Raw genomic sequence first — 24,641 nt, forward strand, 5'->3', positions numbered from 1 at the left:
GTACGGTCGGCGAACGTTGTGCGCAATACCCAACGGTGTACGACAGCCCGAACGATGTGCGGTCCTGGCGGCTATGCTGGCCCGAGGCCCGGAAGGAGCAGACGTATGCCAGCCAAGGAACAACCGATCGCCTCCGTGTGGGCACGGCCGCGTAAACCGCGACGCGAACAGCCCGCGCTCAGCCGCGAGCAGATCGTGGCGGCAGCGCTCGAACTGCTGGACAGCGCGGGCTTCGAAGCGCTGAGCATGCGAAAACTCGGCGCCGAACTCAACGCGGGCGCGACCTCGCTGTACACCCACGTGGCCAATCGAGACGAGCTGATCGAACTGGTCGCCGACGCCGCACTGGGCGCACTGCCGGTCCCCGATCCGGCGGACCCGCGCGGCTGGCGTGCGGCGGTCACCGATTTCACCGTCGCGCTGCGCCGCACCATGCTGCGCCACCCGTGGCTGTCATCGATGATCGGCGAGATCGGCACCCTGTACCTGGGGCCGAACATGATGCGCGGCACCGACGGCTTCCTCGGTGTGCTGGAGCGGGCCGGAATGGATTCGGCCACAGCCGATCTCGCGATGAGCACCATCCTCGGCTACGCCTTCGGCATCACCATGTCCGAGGCCGCCTCGCTCCGGGTGGTGCAGCGCAGCGGTCTCAGCGAAGCGCAGTGGTACGCGAGCATCTGGCCCGCCGCCGAGTCCGCCGCCCGCGGCTATCCGTATCTGCACAAACGCTATGCCGCACCGCCGACGGACGATCTGTCCGCCGAACGCGACGAATTGTTCGTGCGCCAGCTGGAATTCATCCTCGACGGCCTGGAAGGCGCACTGCGCCGCGCGGATTGAACGAGCTCTACCGGCGAATGCCGGGCGCGCCGGGACCCAGGCAGACCATGATGGCGCAACCCGGCGCGGTATCCCAGAATGGCGGCGCGAGTGGCGAATTCAGGCAAGACAGGACGTTGCAGCCGGGATAGGCGAACGGCCCCGCACCGAAAACCGCCAGCACGAAGTTGTAGTCGACGAACTGGCCTGGATTGAGCCGGATCGGCGGTTCGGCGTACGGTCCCGGGTCGGGCATCGGCGGCTCGTGGAACGCCGCGAAGAGCCTGCGGAAGAACTCGTACGGCAGCTCCTGGGTGTTCTGGATCACGCCGGACAGACCGTACCGGCTGACGTTGCCGTAGAACCCGGTCCACACCACCGTGAGGTCGAGACTCGGCATGACGAAGACGTTCTGCATACCGAGTCCGGCCATCATGTACACATCGGCCGGCAGAATCGCCGCGGACTCGGCACAACCCGGCCCGAGCCAGAACAGATAGCCGTAGCACCGGTTGGTCGCCGACGGCGTGCGCGCCTGCCGCAGATACTCCTGCGAGACGAGTTGCGCTGCGCCCCAGCGCCCGTCATTGCCGACGAGCAGTCCGAGCTTGGCGAAGTCGTTGGGCGGGATCATCAAGTGGGCGTAGCCGTAGGTATGTCCGGAACGGTCCCGGGCCCAGTAGTAGTCGCCGCGTTCGATGCCGAGCGGGTCGAACAGTTCCCGCTGCGCGAACTGCTGGAGCGGTTCGCCGATCGCCAGTTCCATGACGTAGGTGAGCAGATCGACGTTGCGCTGGCTGTAGCTGAAAACGGTGCCGGGCGGGTTGTCCAGCGGCACCCCCAACGCCTGTACCGCGCTGTTCGGATCGATCGGAATCACCGCGGTGGCGCCTTCGGTCAGCACGCCGACCTTCATCCCCGAGGTTTCGGTGAGCAGGTTCTGCACGGTGATCGAGCGATGTTCGGCATCGCCGAGCCCCGGCGGCAGGTACCGGTCTATCCGGGCGTCGAGATCGAGCTTGCCCTGGTCCCAGGCGATTCCGGCGAGCAGCGAGACCACGCTCTTGGTGGCACTCCAGATGTTCCACGCGGTATCACCGGTCTGCGCGTTCGTCGGCCCCTCGCCGATCAGGCAGTTGTGGCGGAACACCTGTACGTTCAACCGATTTCGGGTGGCGGCGAACTGCAATGCGGCATTGAGCCGATGCGGGTCCAGGCCGACCTGCTCCGGTTCGGCCCTGGCGAAATCGCGACCGGACGACACCGCGCAACTCGCCGTCTCCGATATCCGGCCAGGCTCGGCCTGCGCGCTCGCGACGACGCCGTGGCCCGCCACCAGCGATAGCGCAGCGAACCCGATCAGGAATCCACCGAATCGCCCCATGGACACGAGGTTATCGCGTGCGTCCAGGACCGACCGGGGAATGACGGATGCCGGCCGGGCCGAGATTCAGCGAATTCCTGGCGCACCGGGCCCGAGGCACAGCAGAATCGCGCAGCCCGGCGCGGTATCCCAAAAGGGCGGAGCCAGTGGATAGTCCAGGCAGGAGAAGACGTTGCACCCCGGATAGGCGTTCGGGCCGATGCCGAACACCGCGAGCAGAATGTCCTCGTCGACGTAGGTCCGCGGGTCCAGCCGCACCGGCGGCTCGACGAACGGTCCGGGGTCGGGCAGGGGCCGATCATGGAAGGCGGCGAAGAGTCTCCGGAAGAATTCGTAGGGCAGTTCCGCCTGATTCTGCAGGGTGCCGGTCAATCCGCCGCTGCTCTTGTTGCCGAAGAAGCCGGTCCAGACCACCGTCAGATCGAGGCTGGGGATGCCGAAGACGTTCTGCATGCCGAGCCCGTCCATCATGAAGATGTCTTCCGGCACATTGTAGAGCGGCGCCGCGCACTCGGGCCCGAGCCAGAACAGGTAGCCGTAGCACTCGTTCGGCTCGGAGGGCCGCAGTGCCGCGCGCAGATACTCCGTCGAAACGATTTGCTTTGCGCCCCAACGCCCGTCGTTGCTCACCAACAAGCCGAGCTTGGCGAAATCGTTCGGTGGAATCATCAAGTGGGCGTAACCGTAGGTGTGCCCGGCGCGATCCCGGGCCCAGTAGTAGTCGCCGCGTTCGATGCCGAGCGGGTCGAACAGCTCACGCTGCGCGAACTGCTGCAACGGCTCGCCCACCGCCAGCTCCATGACATAGGTGAGCAGGTCGACGTTGCGCTGGCTGTACCGGAACGTCGTGCCCGGCGGATGGTCCAGCGGCATGCCCAAGGCCTGCACCGCGCTGTTCGGGTCGATCGGGATAACACCGGTGATGCCCTCGGTGAGCGCGCCGACTCGCATGCCCGAGGTCTCGGTGAGCAGATTCTCCACCGTGATCGAGCGATGCTCGGCGTCCCCGAGTCCCGCGGGCAGGTACCGGTCGATCGGCGCGTCGAGATCGAGTGCGCCACGGTCCCAAGCGATTCCCGCGAGCAGTGACACGATGCTCTTGGTGGAGCTCCAGATGTTCCACGCGACGTTGCCGGTCTGCGCGTTCGTCGGCCCCTCGCCGATCAGGCAGTTGTGCCGGAACACCTGCACGTTGAAACGGGCACGGGTGGCAGCGAAGGTCAGCGCGTCGGCGAGCCGATCGCGGTCCAGGCCGACCTGCTCGGGCTCGGCGCGAGCGAACTCGCGACCCGGCGACACCGCACAGCGCACGTCCCCGGACGCGCGGTCGGGGGCCGCCTGCGCGATGCCGGTGCACAGGTTCCCGGCCACCAGTGCCAGCGCGGCGAACCCGACCAGGAATCCAGTGCATCGCCCCATGCGCACGAGGCTATCGCCGCGCTCCCCCGGATCGGGCCAGCCCGGCCCGGCGCGTCAGAAACCACAAACGCCGCCAGGTCCTACGACCTGGCGGCGCTGAGTCGCCGGACGCCACGCCAGCGTCACGACTCGTGTCGACGTCCCACAAGCGCCTCTCGGCGAGTGGTCGCACGCAGCGACAAAGGGTGAGGCCCGGGGCTGTCCGGACGCCGACAGTGGTGATCAACGACCACCGGCCCGGAAGTATTCCACGCATGACGCACCCCTCCTTTTCTTGACTCATTCCAGAAAAGAGAGGAGTATCGAAGCCATGCACACCAACGACACCGACGCCAAGGCGCAGCTGCGCGCGGCCGGTCTGCGGGTCACCGCCCCGCGGATCGCGGTGTTGGACGCGGTCGCGGCCGCACCGCACACCGATGCGGATCGCGTGGCCGCCACCGTCCGGCAAGCGCTGGGTTCGGTCTCCACCCAGGCCGTCTACGACGTCCTGCGGGCCTGCGTGCATGCCGGGATCCTGCGCCGGATCGAGCCCGCCGGATCGGCGGCGCTGTACGAGACCCGGACCGGAGACAACCATCACCATCTGGTGTGCCGCAGCTGCGGCACGGTCGTGGACATCGACTGTGTCGTGGGCGCAGCCCCGTGCCTGGAACCCGACGACGCACACGGGTTCGCGATCGACGAGGCAGAAGTCGTTTTCTGGGGTCTGTGCCCGCAATGCCGTACATCCGCGCGGCAAGAATCCTGATCGAGTCCCGGGGGAACAGCCCACCCCTGGGACATCCGCACCGACGAGGAGGCTTCGAACATGACCAAGCCGACAACGACGAACACCGGCACTCCGGTAGAGAGCGACAACGAATCGCTCACCGCGGGCGCCCAGGGCCCGATCCTGCTGCACGATCACTACCTGATCGAGAAGCTCGCCCAGTTCAACCGGGAACGGGTGCCGGAGCGGATCGTGCACGCCAAGGGCGCGGGCGCCTACGGCGAGCTGGTCGTCACCAACGACGTCAGCCGCTACACCAAGGCCAAGCTGTTCCAGCCCGGCGCGCGCACCGAGTCGCTGGCCCGGTTCTCCACCGTCGCCGGTGAGCAGGGCAGCCCCGACACCTGGCGCGACCCACGGGGTTTCGCGGTGAAGTTCTACACCGAAGACGGCAACTACGACCTGGTCGGCAACAACACCCCGGTCTTCTTCATCAAGGACCCGATCAAGTTCCCCGACTTCATCCGTTCGCAGAAGCGCTTGCCCGGCAACGGACTTCGCGACCACAACATGCAGTGGGACTTCTGGACGCTGCGCCCCGAGACCGCACACCAGGTGACCTGGCTGATGGGTGATCGCGGCATCCCGAAGACCTACCGGCACATGAACGGCTACGGCTCGCACACCTACCAGTGGATCAACGCCGCGGGCGAACGCTTCTGGGTGAAGTACCACTTCAAGACCGACCAGGGCATCGACTATCTCACCCAGGCCGACGCCGACCGGATCGCCGGCGAGAACGCCGACTACCACCGCAAGGATCTGTGGGACGCGATCGAACGCGGCGAGTTCCCCAGCTGGACGCTGCACGTCCAGGTGATGCCGGTCGCCGAGGCCGAGAGCTACCGGTTCAATCCGTTCGACCTGACCAAGGTGTGGTCGCACAAGGACTACCCGCTGATCGAGGTCGGCAAGTGGACGCTGAACCGCAACCCGGGCAACTACTTCGTCGATATCGAGCAGGCCGCCTTCGAGCCGTCGAATGTCGTTCCCGGCATCGGCTATTCGCCCGACAAGATGCTGCTCGGCCGCGTGTTCGCCTACGCGGACGCGCACCGCTACCGGATCGGCACCAACTATGCGCAGCTGCCGCCGAACCTGCCGCGCGCCGCGCAGGTGAACTCCTACTCCAAAGAGGGCGCCATGCGGTACTTCTACAACGACGCGAATGTGCCGGTGTACGCACCCAATTCGTTCGGCGGGCCGCACGCCGATCCGGCGCAGGCGCCCGACGGCGGGCTCTGGGACTTCGAACCGACCATGGTGCGAGCGGGCTACCTCGAGCACGCTGAAGACGGGGATTTCACCCAGCCGGGCACCCTGGTGCGCGAGGTGTTCAACGATGAGCAGCGCGATCGCCTGGTGAGCAACGTCGTCGGGCATGTGCTCGGCGGCGTGCAGGAGCCGGTGCTGAGCCGGGTCTTCGAGTACTGGACGAAGGTGGATCCCGAGATCGGCAAGCGAATCGAGGAGGGGGTGCGCGCCGGGCTCGACGGCGCGCCGACACCGCCGCCCGCGCAGGGCTGAGCGCCGCCGTGATTGCTGGTCGCGGGGTGCGCACATGCGCATCCCGCGACCGTTTACGCAGGTCAACCGGACCACGGTCGCAGTTTGCCGGATGATCACCCGCCTGCGAAAGTGGTGGGATGATTCGGTTCACACGTGCTACCCGGGTGGCACTGGCCGCCGCCGCGCTGGTCCTGCCGCTGCTGGCCGGCTGTGGCACCGATTCTCCTGCGGCACTTACCGAATCATCCGCGGCGAGCACCGCGGCCATTGCCGCTACCGCGGAACTGACGGCGCTGGAACAGCAGTACGACGCCCAGCTCGGGCTGTTCGCCGTCGACACCGGCAGCGCGAAGACGCTGACCAATCGCGCCGACCAGCGCATGCCCTTCCTGTCCACCTTCAAGGGACTCGCCGCGGCCGCGTTACTGAAGGCGCACCCGCTCGCCACGGGATACTTCGACAGGGTCGTGCATTTCACCGAAGCCGACCTGGTCACCTATTCGCCGGTCACCAGCACCAAGGTGGCCGAGGGCATGACCATCGCGCAGATCGCCGACGCCGCGATCACCCAGAGCGACAACACCGCGGGCAACCTGCTGCTGCGCGAACTCGGTGGGCCGCAAGGGCTTACCGCCTTCCTGCGCACGCTCGGCGACCAGGTCAGCCGCCTCGACCGCTGGGAACCGGATCTCAACACCGCCCTGCCCGACGACGAACGCGACACCACCACCCCCGCCGCGCTCGCCGCCGACTACCGCGCCCTGGTCTTGGGCGATGCCCTGGGCGCTCCTGAACGCGAACAGCTCACCACGTGGCTGAAGGCGAACACCACCGGTGACAAACGAATTCGCGCCGGTGTTCCGGCCGGCTGGACCACCGGTGACAAAACCGGCACCGGCGACTACGGCATGGCCAACGACGCCGCCGTCACCTGGCCCGACGGCGGCCGCGCTCCCCTCGTCATCGCCATCCAAACCCGCAAATCCACCAAAGCAGCCGAGCCCAGCAACGATCTCGTGGCCGCCGCCACGAGACTCGTCGTCGAAAAGTTGCGCTGACCGTCGATGCTCCGTGCGCGGCTCGCACCGGGCGAGATCGAGGGCACAGCGCGACCGCCGGATTAGGCTCGGGCGGTGACAGAGGGACGTGGAGGTCGGGCGGCGCAGGCGGATCGGCGGCGGGAGGAGATTCTCGAGGCGGCGCGGGAGGTCATCGCGGAGCGGGGATATCGAGGGGCTTCGCTGGCGGCCGTGGCCGAGCGGGTGGGGCTGACGCAGCCCGGGCTGCTGCACTACTTTTCGAGCAAGGAGGAACTGCTGGTCGCGGTGCTGGAGGCCCGGGATCGGTGGGATACCGCGGCGTTTCTGGCGGGGCCCGCGGCGGGTTCACAGTTGTCCTCGATCGCGCAGTTGGTGGAGTACAACGCGATGCGGCCGGGGGTGGTGCAGACATTCACAGCGCTCGCGGCCGAGAGCGTGACGGGACAGCATCCGGCGCGCGCCTACTTCGTCGAGCGGTACGCGAACGCCAGGACGAAGATCGCCGAGCTGCTGCGGGCGGAATTCGGGGACCGACTCGCGGGCGGGCGCACTCCGGAACAGGTAGCACCGCTGCTGCTCGCGGTGATGGACGGTTTGCAGACGCAATGGCTGCTCGACCCGCAGACTGTTGACATGGGTGATTCCTTCCGGAACTTCATCGCTCTGCTCGGACCGGAAACTGACCCCGCAGACTGATCCAAAGATAACGAAATAGTAACTTCACCTACCATTGATTAGGTGAGCACGGCGGCGGCGCCCGCCGCACGCTCCGCCCTTCGTGGCGACCGCCGACTGTTTCGCGACCGCCACGCGCATTGTCATTGCGAGACAAAGGAGTTCACCATGACCCAGCTCGACCCGGCCCGCGAGGAAGTCGTGGCGGCGGCCATCGGCAGACTCGACCTGGACGCGAAGGCCCGGCTGCTGATGGGGCAGGACATGTGGTCGTTGCCCGCCCTGCCGGAGATCGGGCTGCGTTCGCTGGTGATGTCGGACGGGCCGATCGGCGTGCGCGGGGTGCACTGGACGGCCGACGATCCGTCGATCGCGCTGCCCTCGCCGACCGCGCTTGCCGCGAGCTGGGATCCGGAGCTGGCCCGGCGCGCGGGCAGGCTGCTCGCACAGGAGGCGCGGCGCAAGAGCGTGCACGTACTGCTCGCGCCCACCGTGAACCTGCACCGTTCTCCGCTCGGCGGAAGGCATTTCGAGTGCTACTCGGAGGATCCGTACCTCACCGGACAGATCGGGACCGGGTACGTCCGCGGCGTGCAGGACGGCGGAATCGGCACCACCGTCAAACATTTCGTCGCCAACGACGCGGAGACCGACCGCTTCACCGTGAACAACGTGGTGTCCGCGCGCGCACTGCGCGAACTGTATCTGGCGCCGTTCGAGGCGATCGTCCGCGACGCGGGCCCGTGGGGCATCATGGCCGCGTACAACCGGGTGAACGGCCCGACCATGACCGAGCACCACGCGCTGCTCACCGGAATACTGCGCGGCGAATGGGGTTTCGACGGTTTCGTCGTCTCCGACTGGACCGCCGCCCGCTCGACGGTCCCGGCGATCACCGCCGGACTCGATGTCGCGATGCCGGGACCGCGTGGCGTGTACGGCGAGGCGCTGGCCGCGGCGGTGCGCAACGGCGAGGTGGACGAGTCCGTGGTGGATGCCGCGGTACGCAACGTGCTGCGGTTGGCGGCGCGGGTCGGCCTGCTCGACGGGGCCGAGCCTGCGGTGACCACACTGCCGGACGAGATCGATGGCGTCGCGCTGGCGCACGAAATCGCCGCTCGCGGTTTCGTTCTGGTGCGCAACGAGCCGGCCGGCGGACAGCCCGCGCTGCCGTTGGCGAAGGACGGGACGAAGGTGGCGTTGCTCGGCCTCGCCGCCCGCGATGCGCGCATTCTCGGCGGCGGCTCGGCGACCGTGTTCCCCGCGTCGGTGGTCTCCCCGCTCGACGGACTGACCGCCGCGCTGCCGCCCGGCGCCCTGACCTACGCGATCGGCGCCGCCCCGAGCGACGAACTCGGCGCAGCCGACCGCGGATTCGATCTGCGCGCCCGCATTTTCGACGCCGACGGCGCACTGCTCGGCGAGAGTTCGCTGCCCAACGGCATGGTCAACTGGCTGGGCGAACTCCCCGACGGCGTCGCCTACGCCGACCTGCACACGGTCGAGGTACACGGCACCTTCACGCCCGAGGAAACCGGTGCGCACGCGTTCGGCACCAAGGGGATCGGCGATTTCCGGCTCACGGTCGGCGACTCTGTGCTGTTCGACGGCACCGAAACCCTCACCGGCTCCGATCCTTTCGAAGCCTTCTTCGGCACCCCCACCACGCGCGGCACCGTCGAGCTCACGGCCGGGACGACGGTCGAGGTGACGATGACGCACACTCCGATGAAGTTCGCGGACATGCCCATCCAGGCCGTCCTGTTCACCCTCGGGCACGCCGACCCGCAGCGCGACCCGGACGAGTTGATCGCCGAGGCCGTCGAGACGGCCCGCAACGCCGACGTCGCGGTGGTCGTGGTCGCCACTACCGAGCAGGTGGAATCGGAAGGCTTCGATCGCACCGACCTGCGCCTGCCCGGCCGACAGGACGAGCTGGTGAGCCGCGTAGCCGAGGTCAATCCGCACACCGTGGTGGTCGTCAACGCCGGTTCGCCGGTGGAAATGCCGTGGCGTGACCAGGTTTCGGCAGTGTTGCTGAGCTGGTTCCCCGGCCAGCAGGGCGGGGCGGCGCTGGCGGAGGTCCTGCTCGGCGTCACCGAACCGGGCGGGCGGCTACCGACCACGTGGCCGGTCGCCCTGGCCGACTGCCCGGTCTCCGAGGTCACGCCGACCGACGGCGAATTGGTCTATCGGGAGGACCTGTTCATCGGCTACCGCGCCTGGGAGCGGGCGGGCAGCACGCCGGCCTACCCGTTCGGGCACGGATTCGGTTACACCACATGGGAATACGAGTCGATCGAGCGGGAGGCGACGACGGTTACCGTGCGGCTGCGCAATACCGGCGCCCGCCGCGGCGGTGAGGTGGTGCAGGTCTACCTCGCGCCCGTCGCGGATTCGGTGGGGCGACCGGCCCGCTGGCTGGCGGGGTTCGCGCGGGTGGAAGCCGACCCCGGCGAGCTGGTCGAGGCGCGAATCACCCTCCCGGACAGGGCATTCCAGATCTGGGACGAAGACCGCGACGCGTGGCGGCCGGTACCGGGCGTCTACGAGATCGAGGCGGGCCACTCGTTCGCCGAACGACCGCTGACCACACAGATCGAAGCGTAGGCACACCGGTCCGCGGCCGTGCGCGAGCACGGCCGCAGCACCGGGTCAGCGATTGCTGAGCAGAACCTCGGCGATCTGAATGGTGTTGAGCGCAGCGCCCTTACGCAGGTTGTCGCCCGAGATGAACAGGGCCAGGCCACGGCCGTCCGGCACGCCCGGATCCTGCCGGATCCGGCCGACGAGCGAGTCGTCGGCGCCTGCCGCCTGCAACGGCGTCGGCACCTCGACCAGCTTGACGCCGGGCGCCTTGGCCAGGATCTCCTTGGCCTGCTCGACCGAGAGCGGCTGGTCGAATTCGGCGTTCACCGACAGCGAGTGCCCGGTGAACACCGGGACGCGCACGCAGGTTCCGCTCACCAAAAGGTCGGGAAGCCCGAGGATCTTGCGGCTCTCGTTGCGCAGCTTCTGATCCTCGTCGGTCTCACCGGAGCCGTCGTCGACGAGCGAACCGGCCAGCGGCAGCACGTTGAACGCGATGGGCGCGACGTACTTGTTCGGGGCCGGGAAATCGAGGGCGCTGCCGTCGTGGGTGAGCTGCTCGGCGTCGTCGATCACCGCGCGCGCCTGCGTCGCGAGCTCTTCCACGCCGGCCAGGCCGCTACCGGACACCGCCTGGTAGCTGGACACGATCAGGCGGCGCAGTCCCGCGATATCGTGCAGCGGCTTGAGCACCGGCATCGCGGCCATGGTGGTGCAGTTCGGGTTCGCGATGATGCCCTTGGCCAGATTGCGGGTCTGCTCCGGGTTGACCTCACTGACCACCAGCGGCACGTCGGGGTCCTTGCGGAACGCCGAGGAGTTGTCGATCACGGTGACGCCCGCGGCGGCGAAGCGCGGGGCCTGCACGCGCGACATGGTGGCGCCGGCGGAGAACAGCGCGATATCCAGCCCGGCCGGATCGGCCAGCTCGGTGTCCTCGACGACGATCTCGCCGCCGCGCCACGGCAGCGTCTTGCCCGCCGAGCGCGACGAGGCGAAGAAACGCACCTCGTCGGCCGGAAAGTTGCGCTCTTCCAGCAGTTTCCGAATGACGGCGCCGACCTGACCGGTCGCGCCGACAACGCCTACTCGGATGCCCATGGCTTATCGTCCTGTTCCCGCGTGCACCACGGCGACCTCGTCGCCGCCCAGCTCGAAGGCCCGGTGCAGCACCTTGACGGCCTCGTCCAGTTCGGTGTCCTTGACCAGCACCGAGATCCGGATCTCGGAGGTGGAGATGAGATCGATGTTCACGCCCGCGTCGGCGAGCGCCTCGCAGAACTTGGCGGTGACGCCCGGGTGGCTCTTCATGCCCGCGCCGACCAGCGACACCTTGCCGATGTGGTCGTCGTAGAGCACCTGGGAGAAGCCGATCTCGTCCTGCTGCTTGGTGAGCATCTCGACGGCGCGCGCGCCGTCGGTCTTGGGCAGGGTGAAGGTGATGTCGGTCTTGCCGGTATCGATCTTGGAGATGTTCTGCAGCACCATGTCGATGTTGATCTCGGCGTCGGCGACCGCGCGGAACACCTTGGCGGCGTAGCCCGGCACGTCCGGCAGACCGACCACGGTTACCTTGGCCTCGCTGCGATCGTGCGCGACGCCCGTGAGGATTGCTTGCTCCAAGGGGATGTCCTCCATCGATCCGTAAACGTAGGTGCCCGGCTTGTCGGTATAGGACGAACGCACATGCACGGGCACGTTGTAGCGGCGCGCGTATTCGACGCAGCGCAGCATCAGCACCTTCGCGCCGCAGGCCGCGAGTTCCAGCATCTCCTCGTAGGAGACCTGCTCGAGCCGCTGCGCGTCCGGCACGATCCGCGGGTCGGCGGTGAAGACGCCGTCCACGTCGGTGTAGATCTCGCAGACGTCGGCTTCCAGCGCCGCGGCCAGCGCGACCGCGGTGGTGTCGGAACCGCCGCGACCCAGCGTGGTGACGTCCTTGCTGTCCTGGCTGACGCCCTGGAAACCGGCGACGAGCACGATCTGTCCGTCGTCGAGCGCCTGGCGCAACCGTCCCGGCGTCACGTCGATGATCTTGGCGTTGCCGTGCGCGCCGGTGGTGATCACGCCGGCCTGGGAGCCGGTGAACGAACGGGCCTCGGCGCCGAGTGAGTGGATGGCCATCGCGACCAGCGCGTTGGAGATGCGCTCACCCGAGGTGAGCAGCATGTCCATTTCCCGCGCGGGGGGCGCGGGCGCGACCTGCTGGGCGAGGTCGAGCAGTTCGTCGGTGGTGTCACCCATGGCCGAGCAGACGACCACCACGTCGTGGCCCTGCTTCTTCGTCTCGACGATCCGTTCAGCGACGCGCCGGATACGCTCGGCGGTTGCCACCGAGGATCCTCCGTACTTCTGAACAACGAGAGCCACGACAGGGTCCTCCAAGATCGACAACCAGCTGCTAACAGCCACCCAGCGTACCGGCCGTGGTCCAGCGGATTGCCGCTACCTCCTCAGCCGGCCGCCGCCCGGGAGCCGGCGCGCTGGTCGGACTCGGTCGCGTAGTTCGCGCCGAGGGCTGAGCGATGGCGCACGATGGAGTGATGAAGAGCACGGTATTAGCGGTGACCACCGGACGGACCGAAGTCGTGCAGGACATCACCGGGGAGTGCGCGGCGTTCGTACGCGAAGCCTCCGGTGGCGGTGACGGGCTGCTCAATGTGTTCGTGCCGCACGCGACGGCCGGGATCGCGGTGATGGAACTCGGCGCGCGCAGCGACGACGATCTGCTCGCGGCGCTGCGCGAGCTGCTGCCCGCCGACGATCGCTGGCGGCACGCGCACGGATCGCGCGGACACGGACGCTCGCACGTGATGCCCGCCTTGATCGCGCCCTACGCCACCATCCCGGTGATCGACGGCGCGCTGGCCCTTGGCACCTGGCAATCCGTCGCCCTGGTCGACCTGAATATCGACAACCCCGACCGCCAGGTGCGCCTGTCCTTCCTCAGCGACCAAGCCACCTAGGGCCGAACGGACGGCTTCCCCGCGACGAGCTGGTCGCTGACCGATCTGTCCAGCACCGAGACCGGCGCGCTGTACCTGATCTACGACCGGGTCCGCGGCGCGTGAAGCGCCGAATGGCGGCGGCCGCAGCGAAAGACGCTGGGCCGCCGCCATTGTCGGGTCAGGCGCGGGTGAGCCAGGTGACCTGGTTGCCGTTGCCGAACTCGCGGCGCGCGGTCGGCGTGAACAGCGTCGGCTGGAACGCGCCGTCGAAGGCGCGCACGCCCTGGCCCGCGACCACGGGGTAGCTCTTGATCACCAACTCGTCGATCTCATCGAGCAGAGCGGCCGCCAGTTTGCCACCGCCGGCCAGCCAAATGTCCTTACCCTCTTCCTTTTTGAGCCGTTGGACCAGGGCCGTCGGATCGGACTCGACCAATTCCACTGCGGGATCATCGATCCGGCCGAGCGTGCTCGACACCACGTACTGCCGCATATGGCCGTACGGACTGGTGAGCCCCACCGCCAAGGCCGGTTCGTAGGTGCCCCGGCCCATCACCAACGTGTCGAACTGCTGGTTCGGCGCGTCGACGGCGACACCGAAGTGCGGCCGCGCGTGCGTGGGCAGGGTCTCGGGATAGTCCTGTCCGATCCACGCGACGAAGTCCTCGGGCAACGGATAGAAGCTGATGTCGCCGTCGGGTGCGGCGATGTAGCCGTCGAGCGACATGCCGACGAAGTAGGTGAGTTTTCGCATTACAGAGCCTCTTTCGTGGGTGTGGGAGAGACAGCGATCAGGCGCGGGTGAACCAGCTGACCTGCGCGCCGTTGTCGAATTCCTTGCGCCGGGCCGGGGTGAACACGGTCGGACCGAACTCGCCGGCGAAGGCCGAGATCCCGCTGCCCGCGATCACCGGATAGCTCTTGATGATCAGTTCATCGAGTTCGCTCAGCAGCTGTGCGGCGAGGTTGCCGCCGCCGCACAACCAAATGTCGCCGCCCTCTTCCTTTTTGAGCCGCTGCACCAGCGCGAGCGGGTCGGACTCCACCAATTCCACTGCGGGATCATCGATCCGGCCGAGCGTGCTCGACACCACGTACTGCTTCAGATGCGCGTACGGGCTGGTCATGCCCATGGCCAAGCCGGGTTCGTAGCTGCGGCGACCCATCAGCACGGTGTCGCACCGCGTGTTCGGCTGATCCAGGGCCATGCCGACTTGCGCCCGGAGTCCGGTCGGGACGAACTCCGGATACTCCGCGTTCAGCCAGCGGCCCATCTCGTCGCTTTGCGGATAGAAGTCGTACTCCCCCGCCGGACCTGCGATGTAGCCGTCGAGCGACACGGCGACGTAGTAGACAAGCTTTCGCATTCCGGTACCACCTAAACTGTTGTACTCTCTTTGTAGTGGTCAGAATGTAGTACTACAGATGGAGTGGTGTCAAGTGCGGACCAACAACGAGCGCAGGCAGGCGCTGCTCGACGCGGCCATCGAGGTCCTGGCCAGGGACGGAGCGCGCGGCCTCACTTTTCGCGCGGTGGACAAAGACGCCGGGGTGCCCGCGGGTACCGCGTCGAACTACTTCGCCAACCGCGACGATCTGCTCACTCAGGCAGGCGGGCGCTTCTACGAACGGCTGCAGCCGAGCGAGGCCGCCATGGCCGAACTCGCCACAGGACCGCAGACCCGTGAGCACATCGTCACGCTGATGAAAGAGGTCGTGGGTAGGATCGAGGCCTTCCGCACCGGTTACCTCGCACTGCTGGAGTTGCGCCTGGAGGCGACGCGGCGGCCCGAGCTGCGTGCGGTGCTGACCGATCGGGTGCGCGCCGACATCGAGTTCAACGTGCGCAATCACCTCGATGCCGGGCTGCCCGGTGACGAAAAGTCGGTCCTCCTGCTCTATCTCGCGTTGAACTGGCTGATCGTGGACCGGCTCACGCTGCCCGAGGTGTTCACCGAGGAGCAGAGCCAGGACCTCATCGAGGCGGCGGTGGATCGGGTGATCAAGGGCTGAGACCAAACGGTCGCAACGATCGGAAACCCAGTGAGCGCCGTCACACACATTCGATAATGAGTCGATGATGGCGAAGGTCGGAGACCGGTTGCTCGTGCACGGACACGTGGTGGGGCGAGGTGATCGGCAAGGGGAGATCATCGAGGTACGCGGCCCGGAGGGGTCGCCGCCCTATCTCGTCCGCTACAGCGACGGACGCGAATCCCTGGTGTATCCGGGACCGGACGCGATAGTCGAACCGGCAGACTGAAGATCGCGACGTCACCTCCCGAACCTTCCACGCGGAAGCTGTACACCGCGTAGTCGATCTTCACCTCGAACACATAAGTGCACGTCGCAGGTGTGCACGAACCACCAATCCGTACCAGAAGGTTGACGGACCGAGAAGTGCTGGAGACAATCGGGCCGTTGTCCATCGGGGGTCGGAAGGTTTTTCATGCGCACCAGAACCGATATCCGATTCGTCGTCGACGCCGATTCCGCGCAGGTCCTCGATGCCCTGGCCGCCGTGGAAATGCTGCCGGAATGGTCGCCGGGATATACCGATGCCCGCGTCGCGTCCCGTGACGAAGCGCGACGACCCCTGCGCGTATTCGTGAAGACCGAAATCCTGGGCAGCTCCGATATGCAGGTGCTGGAATACGATTGGGCCGAAGATCGGGTGTCCTGGCAGGTCACCGACAGCACCAGGAACGCGAAGGGCGGCGGCTTCTTCGAGATCTCCGATGGCGCGGACGGCACCCGGGTCTGGTATCACGTGGAGATCTACTTACCCATCCCGGTGCCCGGCCTACTACTCAAGCGCACCGTGCGAAAGCTCAACGAGACCGCCGTGCAGAATTTCATCGAGTTTGCCGAACGGTTTCCCGAAACGGAAAACTTTCAAGCCGTATAGCCATGACGAATAACCCTGCCCGCGTGTGCCGAGAGCGAAATCGCCGCCACACGCGCCTCGCCTGACCGGCATCGACGGCGTCCGGGTGCGACGATGTGCACCATGATCGGTTCCAAACGGGTTCGGCTTCAGCCGGTGGCCGAGGGTGCGTCGGTGACGCAGCTCGAGCTGTTCTTCGACCTGGTGCTCGTGTTCGCGTTCACCATGGTCACCGACCTGGCGGCGGAGGAGACCAGCGCGAAGAACCTGCTGCGCGCCTTTCTCGTGCTCGCCCTGATGTGGTGGCTGTGGATTGCCTACTCGTGGCTGGGCAACGTGATCCGCGCCGACGAAGGCTTCGCCAGGGTCGCGATGTTCACCGCGATGGGCGGCGCGTTCCTCGCCGCGCTCACCATTCCCGAGGCGTTCCACGATATGGCGGGCGGCTGGTACGGCCCGCTGGTCTTCGCCATCGCGTATCTGGTCGTGCGTCTGGTGCACGTGTTCATGTTCTGGCTGGCCAGCGCGCAGGACGCGCAATTGCGCAACCAGGTGCTGCGCTGGTCGCTCGGTTCGATCACGATCGGCACCACGCTGCTGGTGATCGCCGCGATGACCGAGGGCAAGGTACAGATCGCCCTGTGGATCGCCGCGATCGCGGGCGACTACCTGTGGACCCTGCTCGCGGGCACCGACTGGCGACTGAACTCGGCGAGCCATTTCGCCGAGCGCTACGGGCTGATCATCATCGTGGCGCTCGGCGAATCGATCGTCTCGATCGGCATCGGCGTGGCCGGGCTGCCGATCTCGTGGCCGATCGCGGTGGGCGCCCTGCTCGGCCTGGCCATCTCCGGGCTGCTGTGGTGGACCTATTTCGATGTCGCCGCGCTGTCGATCGAACACGAGCTCAAACATGCCGACGGCGCACGGCAGATCAAGATCGCGCGGGGCGCGTACACCTTCTGGCATTTCCCGATGATCGTCGGAATCATCGGGCTCTCACTGGGTTTGAAGAAGGTGCTCTACTACGTCGGGGACGCCTCACATCACACGCTGAGCGACGCGCTCTACGGCATCCCGCTGTTCGCGTTGTACGGCGGTGTGGTGCTGTATCTGATCGCGTTGATCGGGGCGAAACACTATGCGACAGGGGCGATCAGCGTGCCCCGGGTGGTCACCGTCGTGCTGTTGCTCGCGCTGATCCCGCTCGCCGCGGCGCTGCCCGCACTGATCTCACTGAGCATCCTCTGCGCAGTGCTCGCGGTGCTAACCCTGTTCGAAACCGTACGATTCGCCCAGCCCCGCGACCAGATCAGGCACGGCGCACCTGAGTGAGCTTGTGCGCGACCCCGTGTTCGGCCGCCGTCGGCCCGTACGCCGACGGCGCCACCCGGACCCCGTCGCGCACCGCGTCCCGGATCTGATCGATGTTCTCCCGCAACATATCCGAGACGAGCTCGTCGGTACGCGGATCGGCGAGCACCTGGAAGACGATGCGGAACGTGGTGTCGGCGATCAACCGGATGATCTCGTCGTGGAACGGGATGTAGCGCACCCGGCCGGCCTGCGGGTCCTTCTTGATCAGCTCGAGGATCATCTCGTCCATCTCGGCCCGGTTCTCCTCCAGCGCCGCCGCGATGTTGCGGGTGTAGTGGCCGGTGCGCAGCACGTGCGCCACCTCGTCCATCACCGCGATCGTCATCGGACGCTTGATCACGTCCACGATGGTCGTCACGAACCGGTTGACCACCGCGGCGGTGATCCGGTCGCCGAAGATCCGGTCGGCGACGCGGCCGAGCCGGACCAGGATCACCACGATCCGCAGCAGCCGGAAGCCGCGGAAGAACGGGCTGGTCACCGGGATCATGCCGAGGACCTCGTACCAGTAGACGAACGGGAACGTCCACGGCCAGCCCGCCCGGCGCCAGCGCCACAGGAACTCGACCGCGAAGATTCCGCAGATCGACCAGTCGACGAGCACGATCACCCGATGCGTCTGCGCGGCGACCGGGAAGAAGGTGATCCAGACGACCAGCACCACCGAGACGATCGCCAGCGCGAGCATCACGAAATCGGTCCACAGCGCGGGCGGCTTGCGCGGGTAATCGCCCTCCGGAAGCTCCTCGCCGACCGGAGTGGGACTGACATAGGCCACGACGCGGATCCCTTTCGACACTGAATGGTCAGGCCGAGGGTAGTACGCGGTCCGCGCGACGGCACGGACCGCGCGAGGGCGCTACTTCCCCTGGCGGATGATCGCCTCGATATTGCGTTCGGCGAGCGCGGCGATGGTGAGCGACGGGTTCACCGTGCCGGTGCTGCCCGGGATCGCGGCGCCGTCCATCACGTACAGACCGGGATGGCCGTGCACCCGGCCGTAGCCGTCGGTGGCCCGGCCGAGCACCGCGCCGCCCAGCGGATGCGCGGTGAACAGGGCGTTGGCGTCGTAGCCCAGCGCACCGTATTCCAGGACGGCGTCGGCCCTTTCGGCGATCCGGTGATCGACCGCGCGGGCGGCCGCGACCATGTCCGCGCGGTTCTCGGCGGGCCAGCTCAAGCCGACCCGGTTCGCCGCGCGGTCGTAACCGAACCGCGCGCGCGTCCCGTCGAGCACCATGCCCAGCGAGGCCAGCGCGCCCGTCTCGAACGGGATACCGGGGATGTACCAGCTCTCCAGGGTGAGTGGCGCACCCGATTCGTCGAAGATCCGGCTCGCGCTCGGCACGCCCTGTCCGAGTCCGGCCAGCGCGCTCGCGCCGCGGCCGAGCACCACGTCACCGTTGGTGCCCCAGCCGTCGCCGATGTGCTCGTTGAGGTTGGGCAGGGTGCCGGTGGCCTGCGCGCGGACCAGCAGTTCCGAGGTGCCGACCGAACCGGCGCCGAGGAACAGCTGATCGCAGGTGAGGGTGCGGGTGCCGAGCACCTCGCCGGTCGGCGCGAGCTTCGTCACGATCAGCGAGTACCGGCCGCCCGGCTCCTGGGCGATCGACTCCACCTGATGGCCGGGGAAGATCGCGGATCGGCCGGTGCCCTGGGCGTAGCGCAGATAATTCTGGTTCAGGTCGAACTTCGCGCCGTTGGAGTTGCCCAGGTTGCTGCGCGCCGCGGTGCCCGACGGACGGGAGCCGCCGCCGAGTTCGGCGCGCAGGATTTCCCAGTTGAAGATCGAGTCGTTGGGCAGCGGCTGGTAGCCGGCCTTGCGCACCTGATCGTCCCAGGCCCGAGAGTGCGTGAACGGCGTCGAACCGTAGATGTCCTGCGGCATCGTGTTCAGCCGCAACATCTCTCGCACCCGGGGGTAGTAGACGCGATCCAGCTCGCCGTAGTCGACGGTGCCGCCGAAGACGTGGTCGAAGAAACGGCGCTCCGGGGCGACCATCGCGCCGGTGAAGATCACCGAGCCGCCGCCGACCGCCGCCGCCCGCCAGACATCGATGCCGGGGTAGCTGGTGCAGTCGAGCACGCCGCCGAAGCTCGCGAAATGCACCGGCACCTTGGACACGCCGGTGAAGCTGGTGCGATGCCAGAAGCCACGGCCGTCGGGCAGGTCGTCGCCGGTGAAGATCTCGCGCCAGGGATCATTGGGCCAGCGCGAGCCGCGTTCGAGCACCGTGTTGGCGATACCGGCCTCGGCCAGCCGCAACGCGGTGACCGCGGCGCCGAAGCCGGAGCCGATCACGATCGCGGGCGAATGCTCGGGCGGATCGGGCAGCGGGGCGAAGATTTCCGGCACCCAGGCCTGGAACAGCAGATTCCAGACGGGATCCGCGGACCCCACGCCGGCCGTCAGCGACGACGCCGAACCCGCGGCAGCGCCCAGCAGGGCGGCTGCACCCGCAGCTTTGAAGAAGGCGCGTCTACGCACCCAGCCACCTCCCTCATCACGCATGGCCGAGCGCAGATTACCGGTATTCCCGTGCGCTGAACAGTCGTTCACGGGCCGTCACCGGTTGTCCGCCTGCTATTGCCCTGGCGGACTTCCGCATTCGGGCGCGCGCAGCGGGCAACGGCCAGGTGACGCCTGGGCAACGAGCCGGGTCGACCCCGGTTGACGGCACGGTCGCCGAGCCGGATTCACCGCGCGAACGGCGCCTCGTCCGGCTCGCAGGTCGCGCCCGGCGCCGGGAGTTGCTGATCGATGAGGTAGCGCTCCTGCAGCCGCCGGGTGCAGTCGGTGGTGGTGTCATGGCCATAGCCGTCGTCGATGACCACCAGGCGCGCGTTCACCAAGGCCTGCTGCGCGGTGCGGGCCGCGGACAGCGGCGTCACCGGGTCGTATCGGTTGCTGAACAGCAGCGCGGGCACGTCCGAGCGCATGATCCAGGGACCCGCGTACCGCTGCGGGTAGCCGCCCTCGGGAGCCGGCCACGCGGCGCACGGCTGGCGGATGGCCAGCCAGAACGCGCCGTAGATCGGACTCTGCGCACTCAAATCCCTTGCCAGCGCGGCCCATTGCGCGGGGTCACGCGGAAAAGTGTTGTCCGCGCAGGAGATCGCGGTGAACGAGTCCAGGAACCCGGCCGGCAGCGCGCTCGCGCCCAGCACGGTGCGCACCACGTCGGGGTTGCCCTCCGCACCGCGCTCCACCTCGGTGAGCAGCTGCGCCAGTGCGGGCCAACCCTTTTCGGAGTCGTACAGCAGCAGCGCGTGCGGGGCGATGACCTCGTGATAGGTGACCGAACGAGCCCGGTCCCCGGTGCCGACCACAATCGGCCCCTGCCGCAATCGGTCCAGCAGCGCGTTGTCCCTGGCGCGCAGATCCTCACCGCCGGTCGGCTTCTGCTCGGTGCGGATCTGGCCGACCGGATCGGCGGTGGTCTGCTTACCGGCGCTCGCGAAGGCACAGCGCGGCTGACCCGCCTGCGCGCACAGCCGGAAGAACTCCGCGAGCACCTCCTCGGTGCCCGCCGCGGAGTTCGCGACCTCGGTGCGGGTATCGGAGGTGTAGGCGTCCGGGTCGATCATCGAGCCGAGGCTCAGCGCCCGCACCCGGTCGCCGAAGAGCGCGCCGTACACCTCGCCGAGATAGCTTGCGTACGAACCGCCTTCGAAGGTGAGCTGGCGGTCGCCGACCGCGCGGCGCAGCAGGTCGAGGTCGCGGGCGGCGTCGACCGTGGTCAGGTGCGGCAGCAAGGCGGCGCTGTGCGCGGCACAGCCCGCGGCCAGGTCGCGGCTGGCCCGCGCCTGCTGCGCCTCCTGCTCGGCGGTCACCGGCGGCAGCCATGCGGCAGCCCAGAAACGCTGCTGCTCTTCAGGATTCGCAAAGCAGCGAACCGGCGCGCTGCGGCCGGTACCGCGCTGATCGAAGGTCACCACGTCGAAGCGGCGCGCGATCTCGCCGGGGAACATCTCGCCTCGTGCCGCCCACTGCAGGCCCGAACCGCCCGGCCCGCCCGCGGCGGTGAACAGGGTGCCGATCCGGCGGGACTGATCCGTCGCGGGCTGACGCACGACCGCGAGCTCGATCGTCTCCCCCTGCGGCTGCGCGTAGTCCAGCGGGACGGTCGCGCTCGCGCATTGCAGCTTGCTCAACGCCTGGTCCTGGCACGACGCCCAGTCCAGCCGCGGGGTCGCGGCGGCGTCGGCCTGCCCGGCCAGGTCGGCCACGGCCTGTTCGTGCTCGTCCGGGGTGCCGCAGCCGCTCAGCGGCGCCACCAGCAGGGCGAGCGCAGCGACAACGACGATCCTCCACCCACGCATATCGATTATCTTGTGCCGCGCGGACGCGGCCGTCGTCCCCCGCAGGGATGAATTGCACCCTGAGCCGGCACTGACCACCTCCTAGGACATCAACAGCCGGACCACCGCGATGGTGCCGACCACGACGATGACCGCACGCAAGACGTTCGGCGGCATTCGCCTGCCCATCTTCGCACCGAGCTGACCCCCGATGATCGAGCCCAGCGCGATCAGCCCGACCGCCTGCCAGTTCACGTCCGCGATCACGATGAAGATCAGCGCGGACACGCCGTTCACGATCAGCGCGAGCACGTTCTTGACGCCGTTGAGCCGCTGGATGTCCTCGTGCACGAGAACACCGAGCAAACCGAGCAGCAGCACACCTTGGGCAGCCCCGAAGTAGCCGCCGTAGATGCCGGTCGCGAACACCGCGACGAACAGCACCGGCCCGCCGTGCTTCGGCGCGGGCCCCGCCCCGTCCGCGCGCCGCGCCTTCACCCAGCGCGACAACCGGGGCTGCACGACCACAAGGACCAGCGCCAGGATGATCAGCACCGGCACGATCGCCTTGAACGCGTTCGCGGGCAGCGTCAACAGCAGCACCGCGCCGGTGATGCCGCCGAGAAGCGAAGCGGTACCAAGGCGCACCAGGCGTTCGCGCTGTCCGGCCAGCTCACGACGGTAACCGTGGACACCGCTGACGGCCCCCGGGACCAGGCCGATGGTGTTGGAGACGTTCGCGGTCACCGGCGGCAAGCCGAAGGCGAGCAGCGCCGGAAAGGTGATCAAGGTGCCCGACCCGACGATCGTGTTGATCCCGCCCGCCGCGATGCCCGCGCCGAAGATGGCGAGCTGTTCGAGCCATGTCATAGGAGAATCCGTTCCTTGCTTCTTTGCCGAACGCTAGCGCCGACGTCGGATGACCCGACGACGGGACCGGGCTTCCGCCCGTGTATTGCCACCCGGTAAACTCGCCGACATCATGCAGCGGGCACTTCTTCTCGGCCGCCGCGACGGGTTCTGATTGGACCGGCTCCCGTCGCGGGGTTTTGCCGCGCCGGTCGACCCAAACCTTTGGGAAACACCACACCCCCTCGGAGAAAATCGCCATGTCCCCCGCTGACGCCTTCGTATCCGGCTCCCGCACCATCACCCCGCCGTCCAAGCCCGCGCCGGCCGACCAGCCCGGCTGGAACGCGCAGAAGAACTCGTCGATGCCGACCTTCCGGTACCGTCCGTTCGCCGAGGAGGTCGAGCCCGTCTCGGTGCCCGACCGCACCTGGCCGGACAAGATCATCGACGTCGCGCCCGGCTGGTGCGCGGTCGACCTGCGCGACGGCAACCAGGCCCTGATCGACCCGATGAGCCCGGCCCGCAAGCGCCGCATGTTCGACCTGCTGGTGCGGATGGGCTACAAGGAGATCGAGGTCGGCTTCCCCTCGGCCAGCCAGACCGATTTCGATTTCGTCCGCGAGATCATCGAGGACGGCGCGATCCCGGACGACGTCACCATCCAGGTGCTGACCCAGTGTCGCGCCGAGCTGATCGAGCGCACCTTCGAGGCCTGCTCGGGCGCGCAGAACGTGATCGTCCATTTCTACAACTCCACCTCGATCCTGCAGCGCAAGGTGGTCTTCCGGGCCGACCGCGCGGCGGTCAAGAAGATCGCGACGGACGCGGCGACGCTGTGCCTGCAGATCGAAAAGCAGTACCCCGACACCAACTGGCGCTACCAGTACAGCCCGGAGTCCTACACCGGCACCGAGCTGGAGTACGCCAAGGAGGTGTGCGACGCGGTCTCCGAGATCATCGCGCCCACCCCGGCCAAGCCGCTGATCATCAACCTGCCCGCGACCGTCGAGATGGCGACGCCGAACGTCTACGCCGATTCGATCGAATGGATGAGCCGCAACCTGGCCCGCCGCGATTCGATCGTGCTGTCGCTGCACCCGCACAACGACCGCGGCACCGCGGTGGCCGCCGCCGAGCTGGGCTACCAGGCCGGCGCGGACCGGATCGAGGGTTGCCTGTTCGGCAACGGTGAGCGCACCGGCAACGTCTGCCTGGTCACCCTGGGGATGAATCTGTTCTCCCGCGGCGTCGATCCGCAGATCAACTTCTCCGATATCGACGAGATCCGTCGCACCGTCGAGTACTGCAACCAGCTGCCGGTCGCCGAACGGCACCCCTACGGCGGCGACCTGGTCTACACCGCGTTCTCCGGTAGCCATCAGGACGCCATCAACAAGGGCCTGGACGCGATGAAGGTCGCGGCCGACGACGCGGACGCCGATGTGGACGACATCATCTGGGCGGTGCCGTACCTGCCGATCGACCCGAAGGACGTCGGGCGCACCTACGAGGCCGTCATCCGGGTGAATTCGCAGTCCGGCAAGGGCGGCGTCGCCTACATCATGAAGACCGATCACGGTCTGGCGCTGCCGCGGCGACTGCAGATCGAGTTCTCCCAGGCGGTCCAGCGGATCACCGACGGCGAGGGCGGCGAGGTCACGCCGAAGGAGATGTGGGACGTCTTCGCCGGCGAGTACCTGAGCCCGATCCGGCCGCTGGAGCGGATCCGGCAGAAGGTCACCGCGTCCGAGACCGACGGCGGCACCGACACCATCGCCGTGGTGGTCAAGGTCGACGGCGTCGAGCAGGAGATCACCGGCACCGGCAACGGCCCGCTGGCCGCGTTCATCGACGCGATCGCGACCGTCGGCTTCGACGTCCGGGTGCTGGACTACTCCGAGCACGCGATGTCCGCGGGTGACGACGCGCAGGCCGCCGCCTACGTGGAGTGCGCGATCGGCGACAAGGTGGTGTGGGGCGTCGGCATCGCCACCTCGATCACCACGGCATCGCTGCGCGCGGTGGTCTCCGCGGTGAACCGCGCGCACTGATCCGCGACGCGAGC

At 67.8% G+C, this 24,641-nt stretch carries 22 protein-coding genes; 12 read left to right on the top strand and 10 right to left on the bottom strand.

Features of this window, described 5'->3' with window-relative positions; genetic code table 11:
• Positions 1 to 105 precede the first annotated feature (105 nt).
• Positions 106 to 843, top strand: a complete 738-nt coding sequence (locus tag NBRGI_RS43040) for a TetR/AcrR family transcriptional regulator (RefSeq protein ID WP_029904103.1) — start codon at positions 106 to 108, stop codon at positions 841 to 843.
• Positions 844 to 850: 7 nt separating this feature from the next.
• Here the strand turns inward: NBRGI_RS43040 and NBRGI_RS43045 are convergent, their stop codons facing one another.
• Positions 851 to 2,206: a serine hydrolase domain-containing protein gene (locus tag NBRGI_RS43045; protein WP_029904105.1), complete on the bottom strand. Its 1,356-nt coding sequence runs from the start codon at positions 2,204 to 2,206 to the stop codon at positions 851 to 853.
• Positions 2,207 to 2,272: 66 nt separating this feature from the next.
• Positions 2,273 to 3,625, bottom strand: coding sequence for a serine hydrolase domain-containing protein (locus NBRGI_RS43050; protein WP_029904106.1), 1,353 nt, complete (start codon positions 3,623 to 3,625; stop codon positions 2,273 to 2,275).
• Between the two features lie 310 nt (positions 3,626 to 3,935).
• On the opposite strand from NBRGI_RS43050, the gene NBRGI_RS43055 reads away from it, so the two are divergent.
• The 5 genes from NBRGI_RS43055 (at position 3,936) to NBRGI_RS43075 (ending at position 10,231) form a co-directional block, all read left to right on the top strand.
• On the top strand, positions 3,936 to 4,376 hold the full coding sequence (locus tag NBRGI_RS43055) for a Fur family transcriptional regulator (RefSeq protein WP_029904108.1): 441 nt from the start codon (positions 3,936 to 3,938) through the stop codon (positions 4,374 to 4,376).
• A 60-nt stretch (positions 4,377 to 4,436) separates the two neighbouring features.
• Entirely contained in the window at positions 4,437 to 5,924 is a 1,488-nt protein-coding gene (locus NBRGI_RS43060) for a catalase (protein ID WP_029904110.1), read from the top strand.
• Positions 5,925 to 6,043: 119 nt separating this feature from the next.
• Positions 6,044 to 6,964 carry a class A beta-lactamase gene (bla, locus tag NBRGI_RS43065; RefSeq protein ID WP_029904119.1) on the top strand — a complete coding sequence of 307 codons (921 nt, stop codon included), beginning with the start codon at positions 6,044 to 6,046 and terminating at the stop codon, positions 6,962 to 6,964.
• 75 nt (positions 6,965 to 7,039) lie between these two features.
• A complete protein-coding gene (locus NBRGI_RS43070; protein ID WP_029904121.1) occupies positions 7,040 to 7,642 on the top strand; it encodes a TetR/AcrR family transcriptional regulator in 603 nt (200 codons plus the stop codon).
• A 147-nt stretch (positions 7,643 to 7,789) separates the two neighbouring features.
• Complete coding sequence (locus NBRGI_RS43075) at positions 7,790 to 10,231, top strand: glycoside hydrolase family 3 protein (RefSeq protein WP_029904123.1); 2,442 nt, start codon at positions 7,790 to 7,792, stop codon at positions 10,229 to 10,231.
• A 45-nt stretch (positions 10,232 to 10,276) separates the two neighbouring features.
• Here NBRGI_RS43075 and NBRGI_RS43080 read toward each other — a convergent pair whose 3' ends face one another.
• Together NBRGI_RS43080 and NBRGI_RS43085 are read right to left on the bottom strand one after the other, a co-directional pair.
• Positions 10,277 to 11,311, bottom strand: coding sequence for an aspartate-semialdehyde dehydrogenase (locus NBRGI_RS43080; protein ID WP_029904125.1), 1,035 nt, complete (start codon positions 11,309 to 11,311; stop codon positions 10,277 to 10,279).
• A 3-nt stretch (positions 11,312 to 11,314) separates the two neighbouring features.
• Positions 11,315 to 12,580: an aspartate kinase gene (locus NBRGI_RS43085; RefSeq protein ID WP_014981150.1), complete on the bottom strand. Its 1,266-nt coding sequence runs from the start codon at positions 12,578 to 12,580 to the stop codon at positions 11,315 to 11,317.
• Between the two features lie 173 nt (positions 12,581 to 12,753).
• On the opposite strand from NBRGI_RS43085, the gene NBRGI_RS43090 reads away from it, so the two are divergent.
• On the top strand, positions 12,754 to 13,176 hold the full coding sequence (locus NBRGI_RS43090; protein ID WP_029904128.1) for a secondary thiamine-phosphate synthase enzyme YjbQ: 423 nt from the start codon (positions 12,754 to 12,756) through the stop codon (positions 13,174 to 13,176).
• 160 nt (positions 13,177 to 13,336) lie between these two features.
• Here NBRGI_RS43090 and NBRGI_RS43095 read toward each other — a convergent pair whose 3' ends face one another.
• Together NBRGI_RS43095 and NBRGI_RS43100 are read right to left on the bottom strand one after the other, a co-directional pair.
• Complete coding sequence (locus NBRGI_RS43095; RefSeq protein ID WP_029904130.1) at positions 13,337 to 13,912, bottom strand: dihydrofolate reductase family protein; 576 nt, start codon at positions 13,910 to 13,912, stop codon at positions 13,337 to 13,339.
• A gap of 37 nt (positions 13,913 to 13,949) precedes the next feature.
• Positions 13,950 to 14,525 carry a dihydrofolate reductase family protein gene (locus NBRGI_RS43100; RefSeq protein WP_029904132.1) on the bottom strand — a complete coding sequence of 192 codons (576 nt, stop codon included), beginning with the start codon at positions 14,523 to 14,525 and terminating at the stop codon, positions 13,950 to 13,952.
• A 58-nt stretch (positions 14,526 to 14,583) separates the two neighbouring features.
• On the opposite strand from NBRGI_RS43100, the gene NBRGI_RS43105 reads away from it, so the two are divergent.
• From NBRGI_RS43105 to NBRGI_RS43120, 4 genes are all read left to right on the top strand, one after another.
• Entirely contained in the window at positions 14,584 to 15,171 is a 588-nt protein-coding gene (locus tag NBRGI_RS43105) for a TetR/AcrR family transcriptional regulator (RefSeq protein WP_029904134.1), read from the top strand.
• Between the two features lie 64 nt (positions 15,172 to 15,235).
• Positions 15,236 to 15,421: a DUF1918 domain-containing protein gene (locus NBRGI_RS43110; protein WP_029904136.1), complete on the top strand. Its 186-nt coding sequence runs from the start codon at positions 15,236 to 15,238 to the stop codon at positions 15,419 to 15,421.
• Between the two features lie 186 nt (positions 15,422 to 15,607).
• Complete coding sequence (locus tag NBRGI_RS43115; protein ID WP_029904138.1) at positions 15,608 to 16,066, top strand: SRPBCC family protein; 459 nt, start codon at positions 15,608 to 15,610, stop codon at positions 16,064 to 16,066.
• Positions 16,067 to 16,168: 102 nt separating this feature from the next.
• Positions 16,169 to 17,380 (top strand): low temperature requirement protein A, encoded by a 1,212-nt coding sequence (locus NBRGI_RS43120; protein WP_029904140.1) that lies wholly within the window; start codon positions 16,169 to 16,171, stop codon positions 17,378 to 17,380.
• Here NBRGI_RS43120 and NBRGI_RS43125 read toward each other — a convergent pair.
• The 4 genes from NBRGI_RS43125 to NBRGI_RS43140 form a co-directional block, all read right to left on the bottom strand.
• Positions 17,358 to 18,200, bottom strand: a complete 843-nt coding sequence (locus tag NBRGI_RS43125; protein ID WP_029904142.1) for an ion transporter — start codon at positions 18,198 to 18,200, stop codon at positions 17,358 to 17,360. The two genes, NBRGI_RS43120 and NBRGI_RS43125, sit on opposite strands and share 23 nt — an antisense overlap.
• 81 nt (positions 18,201 to 18,281) lie before the next feature.
• Entirely contained in the window at positions 18,282 to 19,934 is a 1,653-nt protein-coding gene (locus NBRGI_RS43130) for a GMC oxidoreductase (RefSeq protein WP_235211304.1), read from the bottom strand.
• A gap of 185 nt (positions 19,935 to 20,119) precedes the next feature.
• Entirely contained in the window at positions 20,120 to 21,745 is a 1,626-nt protein-coding gene (locus NBRGI_RS43135; RefSeq protein WP_029904146.1) for an alpha/beta hydrolase, read from the bottom strand.
• Between the two features lie 81 nt (positions 21,746 to 21,826).
• Positions 21,827 to 22,594 carry a sulfite exporter TauE/SafE family protein gene (locus tag NBRGI_RS43140; RefSeq protein ID WP_029904148.1) on the bottom strand — a complete coding sequence of 256 codons (768 nt, stop codon included), beginning with the start codon at positions 22,592 to 22,594 and terminating at the stop codon, positions 21,827 to 21,829.
• 239 nt (positions 22,595 to 22,833) lie between these two features.
• Here NBRGI_RS43140 and leuA point away from each other — a divergent pair, with 239 nt between their 5' ends.
• Positions 22,834 to 24,627 carry a 2-isopropylmalate synthase gene (leuA, locus tag NBRGI_RS43145; protein ID WP_029904150.1) on the top strand — a complete coding sequence of 598 codons (1,794 nt, stop codon included), beginning with the start codon at positions 22,834 to 22,836 and terminating at the stop codon, positions 24,625 to 24,627.
• The last annotated feature ends 14 nt before the right edge of the window (positions 24,628 to 24,641 follow it).

This window comes from Nocardia brasiliensis IFM 10847 (assembly GCF_000710915.1).
GTDB lineage: Bacteria > Actinomycetota > Actinomycetes > Mycobacteriales > Mycobacteriaceae > Nocardia > Nocardia brasiliensis_A.

Coding starts and splice junctions, on each gene's coding strand:
- NBRGI_RS43100 (WP_029904132.1), bottom strand. CDS start 14,525: ATGCGAAAGCTTGTCTACTACGTCGCCGTGTCGCTCGACGGCTACATC.
- NBRGI_RS43095 (WP_029904130.1), bottom strand. CDS start 13,912: ATGCGAAAACTCACCTACTTCGTCGGCATGTCGCTCGACGGCTACATC.
- NBRGI_RS43075 (WP_029904123.1), top strand. CDS start 7,790: ATGACCCAGCTCGACCCGGCCCGCGAGGAAGTCGTGGCGGCGGCCATC.
- NBRGI_RS43120 (WP_029904140.1), top strand. CDS start 16,169: ATGATCGGTTCCAAACGGGTTCGGCTTCAGCCGGTGGCCGAGGGTGCG.
- leuA (WP_029904150.1), top strand. CDS start 22,834: ATGTCCCCCGCTGACGCCTTCGTATCCGGCTCCCGCACCATCACCCCG.
- NBRGI_RS43040 (WP_029904103.1), top strand. CDS start 106: ATGCCAGCCAAGGAACAACCGATCGCCTCCGTGTGGGCACGGCCGCGT.
- NBRGI_RS43130 (WP_235211304.1), bottom strand. CDS start 19,934: ATGCGTGATGAGGGAGGTGGCTGGGTGCGTAGACGCGCCTTCTTCAAA.
- NBRGI_RS43060 (WP_029904110.1), top strand. CDS start 4,437: ATGACCAAGCCGACAACGACGAACACCGGCACTCCGGTAGAGAGCGAC.
- NBRGI_RS43140 (WP_029904148.1), bottom strand. CDS start 22,594: ATGACATGGCTCGAACAGCTCGCCATCTTCGGCGCGGGCATCGCGGCG.
- NBRGI_RS43050 (WP_029904106.1), bottom strand. CDS start 3,625: ATGGGGCGATGCACTGGATTCCTGGTCGGGTTCGCCGCGCTGGCACTG.
- NBRGI_RS43115 (WP_029904138.1), top strand. CDS start 15,608: ATGCGCACCAGAACCGATATCCGATTCGTCGTCGACGCCGATTCCGCG.
- NBRGI_RS43090 (WP_029904128.1), top strand. CDS start 12,754: ATGAAGAGCACGGTATTAGCGGTGACCACCGGACGGACCGAAGTCGTG.
- NBRGI_RS43110 (WP_029904136.1), top strand. CDS start 15,236: ATGATGGCGAAGGTCGGAGACCGGTTGCTCGTGCACGGACACGTGGTG.
- NBRGI_RS43135 (WP_029904146.1), bottom strand. CDS start 21,745: ATGCGTGGGTGGAGGATCGTCGTTGTCGCTGCGCTCGCCCTGCTGGTG.
- NBRGI_RS43045 (WP_029904105.1), bottom strand. CDS start 2,206: ATGGGGCGATTCGGTGGATTCCTGATCGGGTTCGCTGCGCTATCGCTG.
- NBRGI_RS43080 (WP_029904125.1), bottom strand. CDS start 11,311: ATGGGCATCCGAGTAGGCGTTGTCGGCGCGACCGGTCAGGTCGGCGCC.
- NBRGI_RS43105 (WP_029904134.1), top strand. CDS start 14,584: ATGGAGTGGTGTCAAGTGCGGACCAACAACGAGCGCAGGCAGGCGCTG.
- bla (WP_029904119.1), top strand. CDS start 6,044: ATGATTCGGTTCACACGTGCTACCCGGGTGGCACTGGCCGCCGCCGCG.
- NBRGI_RS43055 (WP_029904108.1), top strand. CDS start 3,936: ATGCACACCAACGACACCGACGCCAAGGCGCAGCTGCGCGCGGCCGGT.